The following is a 13964-nucleotide window of genomic DNA, read 5'->3' as shown; positions in this document are numbered from 1 at the left end:
TCAAAATTTTATTTTTACTTTAGTTATATTAATTATATATGAATGTGCTATTCAAGGCTAAAAGCATGCCTACTTAGTTACCTTTACTTGTAAATTATCAAAAAATAAATAAATTTTTAAAAATTTAAACTTTTTATTTTTTAGAAAACGCTTACGTGGTATAGTTTATGGTGTAAAATAAAAAGTATAAACATAATAAATTTGATTCATATGTTATTCACTACATAGAAGAGGAGAAAAATTATGTCAGAAGAAAATTACCGTATTGAAAGTGACACCATTGGTCCTGTTAAAATTCCAAAGGATGCTCTTTGGGGGCCACAAACTGAACGAAGCCTTCACAACTTCCCAAGTGGTGAAGAAATGCCTCTCGCAATCATTCGTGCATTCTTACATTTAAAGAAGGCAGCTGCTGAATCAAATGTTGAAGTGGGAGACGAACCTGAAGAAAAAGGTAAAGCAATTGAAGAAGCAATTGATCAACTTCTTGCTTTAGACGATGAAGATTTGCGTAAAGATTTCCCACTTCACGTGCTTCAAACCGGTTCAGGTACTCAAAGTAACATGAACGTTAATGAAGTTGTTGCAAATTTGGCAAATAAAAACCATCCTGGTTTAAATGTTTTACCAAATGATGATGTAAATCGTGGTCAATCTTCTAACGATACTTTTCCAACAGCAATGAACATCGTTGCTGTTGAAGCTCTGGATAAGCTTGAACCAGCAATCCAACACTTAATCGATGAATTAAGAATTAAGGAAGAAGAATACTGGAAGACTGTAAAAGTTGGTCGTACTCACTTACAAGATGCTACACCACTTACATTTGGTCAAGAAGTTTCAGGCTACATGTCTGCTCTTAAACATGACTTAGAATACATCAAACAATTAAAACCAACATTGTATGAACTTGCAATCGGTGGTACTGCTGTAGGTACTGGTCTTAATGCTGCTCCTGGTATGACTGAAAGGATCGCCGGAAAGTTAAGCAAGGTTTATGGTCATGAATTCAAGGTTGATACTAATAAGTTCTGGGGACTTGCTCACCACTCAGGTATTGATGTGCTTCATGGCGCTCTTAAGACTTTAGCTGCTGATATGTTCAAAATTGCTCAAGATATCAGAATGCTTGCTTCAGGTCCTCGTGCAGGTTACGGTGAATTGAACATTCCTGCAAATGAACCAGGTTCATCTATCATGCCAGGTAAGGTTAACCCAACTCAAGCTGAAGCTGTAACTATGGCTGCCGCAAAAGTTTTTGGAAATGATACTACTATTACTTTTGCTGCTTCTCAAGGTAACTTTGAAATGAATGTATTTAAGACCGTCATGATTTCAGGTTTCCTTGATTCATGTGAAATTTTAACTGGTACAATCACTGGATTTGCTGATAGAATGATTCATGGTTTAACAATTAATGAACAAAGAATGGATGACTTGCTTGAAAACAGCTTAATGACTGTTACTGCACTTTCACCACACATTGGTTATCACGATGCAGCTAAAATTGCTCAAGCAGCTGAAAAAGAAGGTACTACTTTACGTGAAGCTGCAATTAAGAGTGGAAAAGTTACTGAAGATCAATATGATGAGTGGATGGATTACATGCAAATGACCAATCTTGATAAAAGTAAAAAGGAATAAGGGATTAATATGGCAAAATTTATCTTTCAAACCAAGGACGCAGCTGAATTAAAACCAGAATATGATGCTGTAATTATTGGTTCTGGAGGTACAGGAATTAGTGCTGCTATTCAAGCACATGAACTTGGATTAAATGTAGTTGTTCTTGAAAAGAATGAAGCATTAGGTGGTAATACAAATAAAGCTTCATCAGGAATGAATGCTTCAGAATCTAATGTTCAATATCAACACGGCATAATTGATCATAATGAAGATTTCTACAAAGAAACAATGAAGGGTGGAGGACTTATGAATGATCCTTCAATGCTTAGATTCTTTGTAGATCACTCGGCAGCGGCTATTTCATGGTTAAAGGATCATGATATTGTAGTTAATGACTTAACAATTACTGGTGGAATGAGTCGTAAACGTTGTCACCGTCCTGCAAACTTTGCACCAATTGGAGCTTTTCTTGAAACAAATCTATTAAAAGTAGCAGATAAGGAAGATATTCCAGTATTCAATAACTCTCGTGTAACTAAACTTATCCAAAACTCAGATAAAAAGGTTACCGGTGTAGAAGTTGAAACAAATGATGGAGTTAAGCAGGTTAACGCTAAAGCTGTTCTTTTAGCAACTGGTGGATATGGTGCTGCTAAAGATATTATTGCAAAATATCGTCCAGATCTTGCAGATTACAAGACAACTAACCAAGCAGGTGCAACAGGTGATGGTCTGAAATTAGCTGAATCAGTTAATGGACAATTAGTTCAAATGAACTTGATCCAAGTTCATCCAACTGCTCAAACTGACAATTCAAGAGTATTCTTGATTGGTGAAGCTGTGCGCGGTGAAGGTGCAATCTTAGTAAACAAAGCTGGTAAGCGATTCGTTAATGAGTTAAATACTAGAAAGATTGTTTCAAATGCGATTACCAACTTACATGAAGATGGAGCATACTTAATTTTTGATCAAGGTATTCGAAATCATGTCAAAGCAGTTGATTTTTATGATTCAGTTGGTTTGGTAGAACACGGGGACAGCTTAAAGGATTTAGCTGAAAAAATTGGAGTCAATGCTGCTAACTTAGTTGATACTGTTTCTACTTGGAATAAAGAAGTCGAAGCTGATCATGATTCAGAATTCGGCCGTACTACTGGAATGGATCGCGGGATTACTGAAGGACCATTCTTTGCAATTCATGTTCATCCTGCTATCCACTATACAATGGGTGGTATTCACATTAATCCAAACACCGAGGTTTTAGATACCAACGGTAATGTGATCTCTGGATTATATGCTGCTGGTGAAGTCTCCGGAGGATTACACGGCAATAACAGAATTGGTGGTAATTCAATTGCTGAAACAGTAATTTTTGGTCGCCAAGCTGGTATTAAGATGACGGAATTTATTCGTAATAAATAATGGCTTAATTCGTGAATATATAACAAAAAGCCTTTATAATAAGCTATTGAAAGCTATTATAGAGGCTTTTTCATTTATAAATAAGTTTTGGTGAGGTAAGAATTATGAAAGATCAATCGAATAAAAAGTCAGGCACGATTGGAGTAGTGGGGGCTACTTCAATTGGTGTCGGTGGAATGATGGGAGCAGGATTATATACTTTATTAGGTCTTGCTGCTAAAACGTCAGGAGTTTGGCTACCAGTTTCTTTTCTAATTGGAGGAATCGTTGCTGCATTTTCTGTTTATTCATATTCAAAATTAGGAATGGTATTCCCAAGTAGAGGTGGAGCAGCACAATTTTTAGTAAAAGAATTTGGTGATGGCCTTCTTGCCGGTGGGTTGAATGTGTTTCAATATCTTGGCTGGATTATCGCGATGGCTCTTTATGCGACTGGATTTGCGGAATATGCTTGTCAATTATTCGGGCTAAAGGATACTGGTTGGATAGGTAAGGCAATTAGTATTGCAATAATCGTTGTAGTTGTTTTTATTAATATCATGGGTTCAAAACAAGTTGCACGAGCCCAAACAACAATAATTGCGTTTGAACTAATTATTTTAATTTTGTTCATTGGTTTTGGTTTAACCAAATTACATGTTCCAACTTTAACAACTTCGACTAGGGGTGAAGGAATAATCGGTATTTTATCAGCCGCTGGACTTTTGTATGTCACTTATGAAGGATTCGGAGTTGTAACAAATGCGGCTGGTAATATGAAAAATCCAAAGAAGCAGTTACCTGAAGCATTATACTTTTCACTTGGTATTGTTATGGCAATTTATATTTTGGCAAGTATTGTTGTAATTATGACTGTTGGTGTTGATGGTGCTGTTGCAAATGAGGGTCATGCTTTGGCTGCTGCAGGTCAGGCTGTTTTTGGTAAATTAGGAATGATTTTTATCGGTTTGGCCGCTTTAGTTGCGACTGCATCTGCAGTTAACTCAACAATGTTTGGGGATGAAAACTTGGCCATAAGAATTTCAAATATTGATGAAATTCCACATAAATTTAGTGCAATGACTCATATTGGTGGAACATGGGGCTTATTTTTCACTTTCATTTTAGTTTGTGCATTCGTAGTGATTTTTCCATTATCATCAGTAGGTGAAATGGCAAGTTTGTCATTTTTATTAGTTTATGCGATGGTTGATTTAGGACATGTCCGCTTAGCTAAACAAACCAGAGCTAAGAAATGGATTTTGATTGTCGCTACAATTTTAAACTTAGCATTATTTGCTTTATTGTTCATTCAAACAATTATAAATGGTGAAGTACTAACCTGGGTTTCTGTCATTTTCTTAATTGTGATTAGCTTTGTAATCGAGTATATTTGGCGGAAGCGTAATAAAGAAAATTCAAGTTGGATTGTTTAAAATAAAACTTAAATATTATAATGATGGGTACTTTATTTTAAGATTAAATTACATTATAATAGATATGCCCTGATGTAGGGCGTTTAAATACTACATTGAGGTGGAAAAGATGATGGGACTGATCGTTAAAGGTAATGGGAGTGATGACCCATTTACTGATCAGTTAGGCTTATATGTATTGGTGAAGAAGTACATATTTTTATGAAGATAAAGGTTAAGCAATCTGCTTTTCGTTTATCTTCTTTCTTTTTAGTAAAAAACAGCATTCTGTAGAAAATTGATACAGAATGCTGTTTTTTTGCTAAAAATATTTTTATTGATTCCAAGCCGAAGATAACTTGTCTTGTCCAACTTTAATATCATTTGTCCATGATTGCTTCTTGTTGGCCTTAGCTAAAATAGTTTGCATATTAGCATTGACTTGGTCATAAGCTGAAATTGAATTTTTGGTAATAGGCAAGAAATACAAGTTCTTAGAAGTCTTGGCAATAATAGCTGGGACCTTACTATCTTTTGCATCTTGATATAGATGATCATTGATTGCTGCAGTATTAACTGGCATATAACCAGTCTTTTGTGCCCAGTATAGTTGTGAAGATTTTGAAGTTAAAAACTTAAGATATTTGAAGGCAGCAGACTTTTGCATAGCAGTTGCTTTATTAAACATATAAATATCTGTACCTTGTTGAACGTTCATTGAACTTGGACGAGCGGCCACACCATATGTATAGCCTTTTTTCAAACCTTGCTTAAGGTAGGCTTCGTTCGCTGTTGAACCAATGAACATCGCAACTCTACCACTGTTGAATGGGGTAGACATGTATTTTTCAGTACCGGCTTGCATGAAGTATCCGGCTTTTACACCGTCAGCATAGTAATTAATTGCTTTAACCGAATCTTTTGAATCAAAATCTAAATTCTTGTTGAAGTCTTTACCATAAACTTCTTTCATTTGCATCATGTAGTAATTATTTAATGCATCAAAGCCCGTACCGCGAACTTTATGACCACTTTCACGGTAAATTTTTGCAGAAGCAGAAGCTAATTCGCTCATATTAGTCGGAACCTTTACACCATATTTATCAAGCAAGGTTTTATTGTAGAATAGAATTTCGACTGATTTATTAAATGGAACACCATATTGCTTTCCATCAATGTTAGCACCATCCCAAAGTGCTTTTTTAATATCACTTTTGGCGTATGAACCCCAACCGATTTCTTTATTTTCAACGTATGGGGTTAAATTAACTAGCATATTATTTTTAGCGGCATTGTATAGCCAACCTGGATATGCTTGTGTAATTGTTGGAAGATCCTTTGGGGATTGAATCCCAGTTACTAATTTAGATTGTAAATCAGAATAATTTCCACCCTGACTTTGAAGTTTAATAGTAATATTCGGATTTTCCTTTTCGAAATCTTTAGTTAACTTTTGAAGACTGTTTTGAGCATTACCAGTTAATGAATACCAGAAGGTAACAGTGGTCTTCTTATCAATCTTAGTTGGAATCTTCTGGTCCGAAGAAGATTTAGAATTTGTATTTGAGCAAGCACTTAAGCCTAATATGGCCAAGGCGATTGCACTTGTAACAGCTAATTTTTTGTAGAATTTCATAATACTCCCTTTTTCAATAAATTAGATTAATTACAAAACAAGTTTATCACAATATGCGTACTATTAAAAATTTAAATATTATAATATTCGTGATTGACAAAGAAAATTGGTAAATCTAATATAAATAATGGAATTATTACTTAATTATGAACAGGTGAGAAAATAATGGATAAAAATCCTTTGGTCTATGAATATGCAATTGGAAAACGTAAGCCGTATGATTATGATTTTGGCAATCGTCAAGGAAACCAAAGTGCAGGTTGTCCTTTCTGTGATGTCCAACATTTAGTTAACGTTTTTGAAAAGGATGGAGACAAGATTTGGTTAAAAAATAAATATCCAACCTTAAAGGATACGGATCAAACTATCTTGATCGAATCTAGTGACCATCAAGGGGATATTTCAACTTATACACGCGAAGATAATCAAGAATTAATGAAGTTTGGTTTGAAATGCTTCCAAGAAATGAATAATTCGGGCAAATATAAGAGTGTTCTCTGGTATAAAAACTTTGGACCAAAGTCAGATGGGTCATTAACCCACCCACATATGCAGATTGTTGGTTTATACAATAAAGATGGTTATCACGATATTGGAGCAGATAATTTCAAAGGATTTGAAGTAGGGAGATCTGGTTCAGTTGAAATGAATTTATCGTCACGTCCAGTTCAAGGATACCAGGAAGTAAATATACTTACTCATGACAATAAAAATCTAAATACTTGGGCCGATTTAATTCAAAAAGGCGCACAATATGTCCGCTCAGTCTTATCACATGGTGTGGATTCATATAATCTATTCTTTTATCCAATTAATGATGGGGAAGGAACATGTTGTAAGATAATTCCACGTTTTTACGCTTCACCATATTTTGTTGGTTACAAAATCTCACAAGTTGATGATTCAGATACATTGAAGTGGGAGGCGGAGCGATTAAAGGGCTTCGTTAATGGTGGTATCGTATTTTAGAAAATTGAACATAAAAAAGAAGCAATCTTGTCAAAACTGAACAAGATTGCTTCTTTTTTCGCTTGGTTTATTTAATTAACTTAGCATGTTTAACAATGCTCTTAGGAACCTTTAAATTATTATACTTGTTAATTCCATCTATACTTTGAGTAGTCTTTGTATTGATCATGTTACCAATGTTGTAACTTACTGTTGTGTTGATTTTCTTTAAGTTCTTAGTTTTCTTATTAACAATTTCAGTAAAAGTTAGATTAGTAATTTTTGTGTTTTCTAAGAGATCTGAATCAAAACCTAAATCTTTTGTGACATTGGTAATTACGTTAATCATTTGATTATTTGTAACTGAGTTATTTGCAATACTCAAAACGTAATTATTACCTGAAGTAGAAAGAGTAGCATTCTTAATTAAATTATCGTTTAAACCTAAGAATGAGCCTTTCATAGACTTGCTCAAACTCTTAGCTTGTTTCATTGTTTGTTTTAAATTCACTGGTAATTTCATTTTATACCAATGATTTTTTACTTTGACATATTCATATTTATTGTTCATCCACATATGAACAGTTGTCTTACCATCAGTATTAGTAGCCTTAGCCACGCTGGTCTTAACATTAAAGAACATATTTTGTTTAATATGTCTCTTCTTACCTTTAGCTGACATAGTCATCTCTTGCTTGATATGGTAACTATGCATTTTGGTTTTGTTGGCACGATTGTAAATAGTTTCTACACTTTCAGCCTTAACAACATTATTGCTTGAAATAGTTGAAGCACCAACTAACAATGAGGCACCTGCTACCATTCCCATCAAAACTTTTTTGATTTTCATCTTATAACCTCCGTAATCAAAAATCTGTTATGTCATGAAATTTATTTTATCATAGACCAATTTATTTTTTTGAAAATCTATTAAATATTTTTAAAAAATGTGTTGAAACTTAAAAAATACGGTGATATGATTTAACGAAATTTAATTTTTGTTAAATTTATTTAATTTTTGATTAACAAATAGAGCGGAGGAAATTTTATGAATAAGGCTAATCATGACAATGATCAGTTTAAGTTTGTCTACAAAAGTGGGCAGACTCTAGATAGAGTGGGAAATAATAATATTGGTTTATTAAGTAAGCTACGTAAGAAATGGACTGGTGCAGCTGTCATTGCTTTGGCCTCCAGTTCTGTTCTTTTATTTTCAACTCAAAATGTAAAGGCTGCACAACAGGATGGGCAAGATAAAGGTTCTAATGATCCTGTTGTACAAGAAAATAATCAAAATAATAATCAAATTTTACAAGCGGTTGAAAGAAAAGCCGATAAAGATGTGGGTCAACCTGAGTTAGATACTCAAAAAACAAGTAATTTTCAAGAGGTAAACAATTCAACAAATAATCAGGACTTGAAGGAATCTCAATCAAACACTAATGCATCTGAGGTAAAGGCGGATAATCAAACTGCCGATCAAGCAGGTCAAAAAGATGCTAATGGTGTTGAACTTCCAGCAAATAATCAAGACCATATTAAAGCAAATGTTCAATCAGCTTGGGATCAAGGATATAAGGGTGAACATACAGTAGTTGCAGTAATTGATTCTGGTGTTGATGTATATCATAAAGATTTCTTGAATATGCCAAAAGATCCCAAATTAACTGCAGATCAAGTTAAGGAATTAATTAAGAAATTAGGACATGGTAGATATGTAGATGAAAAGTTTCCATATGTATACAATGCAGTAGATAATCAGAATGGACATATGGAAGCTCCAGATGATGAACCACATGGTCAGCATGTGTCTGGTATTATTGCAGCCAATGGTCATTCTGATGGTGACAAAGAATATGTGATTGGTGTAGCACCAGAAGCTCAATTGCTTCATTTCAAAGTGTTTGGTGATAATGCAACATCCCTTGATATAGCACAAGAAATTTATGATGCAGTAAATCTTGGAGCAGATGTAATCAATATGTCTCTTGGTGGTGGTGTTTCAATTGCCGATTTAAATAACCAAGAACAAAGAGCTGTTCAATATGCTGTCGATCATGGTGTTGTAGTAGCAATTTCAGCATCAAATAATGGTAATGCGGCTTCAGTTGATAATCCTGATCAAATTACTGATTTAGATAATTACTCCCCAGGAGGAAATGCAGGTAACTATCAACCATTCTCTTCAAGTACTATTGCTAACCCGGGTGCCGCCAGGGGAGCAATCACTGTCGCAGCTGAGACTTCCGGTTTAGGTGAAAATAGCGATATGGCCGATTTTTCATCTTGGGGTCCATTGCCTGACTATACATTAAAACCTGATGTTTCGGCACCCGGTTCAAAAGTGATTTCAACGGCCAACAATAATACTTACACAACTATGAGTGGTACTTCAATGGCTAGTCCATTTGTTGCGGGAGCTGCTGCCTTAGTTAAACAAAGATTACAAAAAACTAATCCTGAATTAAAGGGAGCTGCATTGGTAGAGGCTGTAAAGGCATTATTAACAAATACTGCTCAACCACAAGTTCAAAATGGATATACAACTCTTGTTTCACCACGTAGACAAGGGGCAGGTCAAATTAACGTAGGAGCCGCTACAGCTTCTCAAGCATATGTAACTACTTCAGATGGAACAGGTGTACTTAGCTTAAGAAAAGTTGGAGATTCAACTGACTTTGTTTTAACTTTCCATAATTTAAGTGATCATGAATTAAGTTACAATTTTGATGATTTTGGTGGTGGATTTACTGAATTTAGAGATAAAGATACTGGAATCTTCCATGATGTTCAACTTGCTGGAGCAAGAGTAAACGGTGATGCTGCTATAACATTAAAGCCTAATGAAACGAAACAGGTTACATATACTTTGAATCTTACTAATTTAAAGCAAAATCAATTAGTTGAAGGATTCTTAAAGTTTACCAATTCAAAAGACCAATCAACATTAGTAGTTCCATATTTATCATTTTATGGCGATATGACAAATGAAGATGTTTTTGATCAAAACGCCAATGATCCAAAGGTTGATATTCAAGGTAATCGTTTTGTTAATGAAGATAATTATCCTAGAGGAATTGCGGATGAAGACTCACTTAAAGAGTTAATCAATATTGATGGTAACTATAACTGGCAAGAAGTTGCAAAGTTATATGAAAGTGGTAAAGTTGCTTTTTCACCAAATGGTGATAATAAGAGTGACCTGATCAAGCCATATGCATACCTTAAACAAAATATTCAGGACCTTAAAGTTGAAATCCTTGATGGTAATGGCAAAGTTATTAGAGTATTAACTGATTCTCATGGAGTTGAAAAGTCATATCATTCAGATGGTGATAATGCGACCGTCGATCTTGGATATGGTGCAACAAATACCGACTCATTTGGTTGGGATGGTAAATTATATGATTCTAAAACCGGCAAAATGATCGCTGCTCCTGATGGAAACTATACTTACAGATTTGTAGCAACTTTATATAATGATGGTGAGAAGAAGGTTCAAACCAATGACACACCAGTAATCATTGATACAACTGCACCAGTTTTAACAGATGTTGAATATAATGGAAGTAATCATACACTAACTGGAAAATACTCAGATAAGGGTGCGGGATTTACGGATTATTCATACGCTACTGTAACAATTAATGATCAAGTTTTTGGCTTTAAATTAAATGATAAAAACTCTGCCTTTGATAATGCTGCAAAGACAAAAGGACATTTTGATTTAGAGTTAACTGAAGAACAACTAAAGGCCTTATCTGGTTCAAATAATTTAGTAACTCTTGCTTTAAGTGATGTTGCAGATAATACTGTAGTAAAAACTATTGAAGTTGCCGGTTCGACAAATAAACCAGGGGTTTCAATTTGGAATGCTACAAATGGTCTACCATTTAACAAGAAGTCTCAAGATTATCATACAGAAAATGACACATTTGATCTTAAAGGAAGTGCAACTGCTGATTTCTTTGTAAATGGAAAATTGGTTCAAGTAGATGCTAATGGACAATTTGTTCTCCCTGTTGATACCGAAGGGGAACAAACATTAGTATTTTCTACAGATGATGCAGGTAAGAATGTAGTAAAAACATTCAAGAACTTTACTCCAAAGGCCAAATTTGCATGGCAACATGTCGATGGAGAAGAAAAGCATTTTGGCCCAGCTATATACTCAATCTTTGGAAATAATCCAGACGATATCGTCGTCCAAGCGGCAGTTACAAAAGGTGATAATGTAAAGGCATTTGCTAAAGATTACTTTACTGGTGAGATTTACACTGGCGAAGTAAAAGACGGTGTAGCAACATTCCATGTTAAAACTAGTATCAATAAAGATGATAAAAGTGGAATTTTTGCTAGAGCCTTGCTTCAGGGATGGACAGAAATTGATGGTCCAACGTTTAATGATAGACAAGTAACTGATTCAAAAGCAATCAAGGATGAAAACTATATCGGTGTTTACTTTGACAAAGATGCTAAATCTAAAGTTTATAGTTCTCGAGATCAATTAGGTGTTGAAATGACAGATGAAGCTGCAGATTCAAAAGACTTTGGGCCAGGTTATTATCCTCCATATTCAGCACCTACAGATGCTAGTCCGAATATCAAGTTTGATTATTTAAGTGATAATAATACTGCAACTGTGGGAGCGGAAGCTGTAGAAAATGGTTACTATAATCTAGAAACTCATGAATTTACTTTAACAGGTAACGTTGATGATAAAGTAATCAGCTTAACTTTCCTTGCAGATAGTCCATATGAAGATGCTCCTGAAAACCAAGCTGATATCAGTAATAATGGTCATTTTAAAGTAACCTTTAAGATTAATCCAACAGCTACTAGATCAGTGGCATACAAATACATGACTAATGATGGAAAGGTAACTCGCGGAGCTCTAACTCTAATTTTGGATACCGTCTTACCAACTCTTCATTTAGATCAAGTTCCAGATTCTAACAATTCAATTGAAATCACTACTGCAGATCCAAACTTTAAGATCTCAGGTACTGCAAATGATAATCTTGATAGTTATGCCGTTACAGTAAATGGAGATAACATTTTCACTCAATTTGGTAATGCAGGTTACAACTTTATTCCAGGATTATATGATGATCCAAATCAAAGGACACCAAATACTTATGGTAAATATGATTTCAATTTAAATGAACAATTAGATGATGAAAATGGCCAAAAGACAACTCATGTATTTACAGTTCAAGTTGTTGATGCTGTTGGAAATAAGGTTGAAAAGAGGTTAATCGTTCACTTTGATCCTCATTATGTTGATCCATCAACTAAAGCCTCTGATGATAGTAATAAGGAAGTAAATCTTTCAGAGAATAATCCTGGAGATCAAAAGGAATCTACAAAAACCGATAACCAAGAACAAAATTCTAAGGATGAGAATAAGTCCGCTACTAATCCTGATAGTAACGATCAAAAACAAGAATCAAAAGAAAATCAAGGATTATCAGATTTCAAATCAAATAAATCAGCTAACGAGGTAAATACTTCGAAAGCTAATAATGATAAGGATCAATCTAGCTTACCAACATTCTCAGTTGAATCAACAGAAAATTCTGGTTTAGCCAATAATAGCGGATCAGTAACTACTTCAACTGATAAAAAGAATAATATAAACAGTACAGAAGTTAATGAAAATACTCATATCAAGACAATCATTTTAACTCATAATGCTTTTGTTTATAACCAATTTGGTACTAAAATCAAGAAGCATGGTAAAGCCATTGTTTACAAGAAGGGTAAACAACTTCAGGTTCTTGGCAATAGAAAAGTAGTTGTAATTAAAGGTAAGAAATTCTATCAAATAGGAAAGAACAAGTTTGTTCGTGTATCAAATACCTTAGAGTGGAAGAAAGTATTGCGTAATGCTAAAGTTTATAATGAAAAACTCAAAGTTGTAGGACAAATTAAAAAAGGAAAACAAGTCTTACTAACTGGTAAGTTTATTTCTAAAAAAGGACAAATTTATTATCAATTTAGTAATGGTAAATTTATTAGATCTTATGATTTGAAAATCAAATAACCAATTTGTCGCATTAGGAAAAGAGTTTTAATTTTACAGACCTATTTGATCCTTTTAAGAGCAATAACTTATCTTATTTTGCTGAAAAGATAAAGTTGAATTTGTAAAATACAAAATTGATGAAATGATGTTAAAATTAATCAGCCAGCTAAATTATTTAAAGGCGAGGAAGATTAGATGAAGAATAAGTTCAAGTTATTAATTGCTACATTAGCAATAGGTTCAACTATTTCTATTTTTAATACAAATGAAACTGTAAATGCAGCAAATAATACTAATAAAGTTCAAAATGCTACAAAATTAAAGAAAACCAAGTACCAACCGTATGCTGATCCAGCAGATATGCGTAAAGTGAGTGGAAATTACTGGAAATACTCAAGCGAGAAAAAAGCATATCCTAATTTACGTAAAGTGAAAAATTTAAATTTACGAGTATCAATTTTAGGAAATAGAGTCTATGTCCGTTCAGGCAAAAAAGTCTTATACACTATGTATGCTTCTGCTGGAAGAATAGTTAACGGTAAGAGTTTAACTCCAAGGGGTACATACCACACTAATAGTTATCATCCATACCGTTTTTCAGAAGCATTATATCCAGTAGGCTGGATTGGTCAACTTTACTTATTCCACTCAGTTCCTACTCACATGTGGTCAAATCAATTCATAGTTTCTGAGGCTAAGAAATTAGGTAAAATGCCAGCTAGTCATGGATGTGTTCGTTTATCAATTAAAGATGCAAAGTGGCTCCATGATCATGTTCCGTATGGCACAAAGGTAATCATTTATAATAAATAGAAAAAACACGTAGGTTTGTGTGATCCGTACCTAGTCAAGTAGACAGTTAAAATATATAAATTAATTAGCTTAATCAGTTCGCTATTATGCGAGCTGA

Annotated in this window: 8 protein-coding genes; 6 read left to right on the top strand and 2 right to left on the bottom strand. The window is 34.1% G+C overall.

Annotated features, from left to right (window positions below):
* Positions 1-243 precede the first annotated feature (243 nt).
* The 3 genes from NFR82_RS06670 to NFR82_RS06660 all read left to right on the top strand — a co-directional run bounded on the left by NFR82_RS06670 (position 244) and on the right by NFR82_RS06660 (position 4463).
* On the top strand, positions 244-1644 hold the full coding sequence (locus NFR82_RS06670; protein WP_251717512.1) for a class II fumarate hydratase: 1401 nt from the start codon (positions 244-246) through the stop codon (positions 1642-1644).
* Positions 1645-1653: 9 nt separating this feature from the next.
* The gene (locus tag NFR82_RS06665; protein WP_251717511.1) at positions 1654-3048 is read left to right on the top strand and encodes a flavocytochrome c; all 1395 of its coding nucleotides are present in this window, start codon (positions 1654-1656) and stop codon (positions 3046-3048) included.
* 104 nt (positions 3049-3152) lie between these two features.
* Entirely contained in the window at positions 3153-4463 is a 1311-nt protein-coding gene (locus NFR82_RS06660; RefSeq protein ID WP_251717510.1) for an APC family permease, read from the top strand.
* A gap of 313 nt (positions 4464-4776) precedes the next feature.
* On the opposite strand, the gene NFR82_RS06655 is transcribed toward NFR82_RS06660, so the two are convergent.
* Positions 4777-6078, bottom strand: coding sequence for an extracellular solute-binding protein (locus tag NFR82_RS06655; protein WP_251717509.1), 1302 nt, complete (start codon positions 6076-6078; stop codon positions 4777-4779).
* Between the two features lie 165 nt (positions 6079-6243).
* On the opposite strand from NFR82_RS06655, the gene NFR82_RS06650 reads away from it, so the two are divergent.
* On the top strand, positions 6244-7047 hold the full coding sequence (locus NFR82_RS06650; protein ID WP_251717508.1) for a DUF4931 domain-containing protein: 804 nt from the start codon (positions 6244-6246) through the stop codon (positions 7045-7047).
* 67 nt (positions 7048-7114) lie between these two features.
* Here NFR82_RS06650 and NFR82_RS06645 read toward each other — a convergent pair whose 3' ends face one another.
* Complete coding sequence (locus NFR82_RS06645; protein WP_251717507.1) at positions 7115-7876, bottom strand: DUF6612 family protein; 762 nt, start codon at positions 7874-7876, stop codon at positions 7115-7117.
* Between the two features lie 198 nt (positions 7877-8074).
* Between NFR82_RS06645 and NFR82_RS06640 the strand changes: the two genes are divergently transcribed.
* Both NFR82_RS06640 and NFR82_RS06635 read left to right on the top strand, forming a co-directional pair.
* The gene (locus NFR82_RS06640; protein ID WP_251717506.1) at positions 8075-13072 is read left to right on the top strand and encodes a S8 family serine peptidase; all 4998 of its coding nucleotides are present in this window, start codon (positions 8075-8077) and stop codon (positions 13070-13072) included.
* Positions 13073-13249: 177 nt separating this feature from the next.
* The gene (locus NFR82_RS06635) at positions 13250-13867 is read left to right on the top strand and encodes a L,D-transpeptidase (protein ID WP_251717505.1); all 618 of its coding nucleotides are present in this window, start codon (positions 13250-13252) and stop codon (positions 13865-13867) included.
* Positions 13868-13964 lie beyond the last annotated feature (97 nt).

The organism is Lactobacillus agrestimuris (assembly GCF_943193025.1).
Classification (GTDB): Bacteria; Bacillota; Bacilli; order Lactobacillales; family Lactobacillaceae; genus Lactobacillus; species Lactobacillus agrestimuris.
The sequence above is the reverse complement of the archived record's forward strand: the minus strand, read 5'-3'. Positions and strand labels throughout refer to the sequence as shown.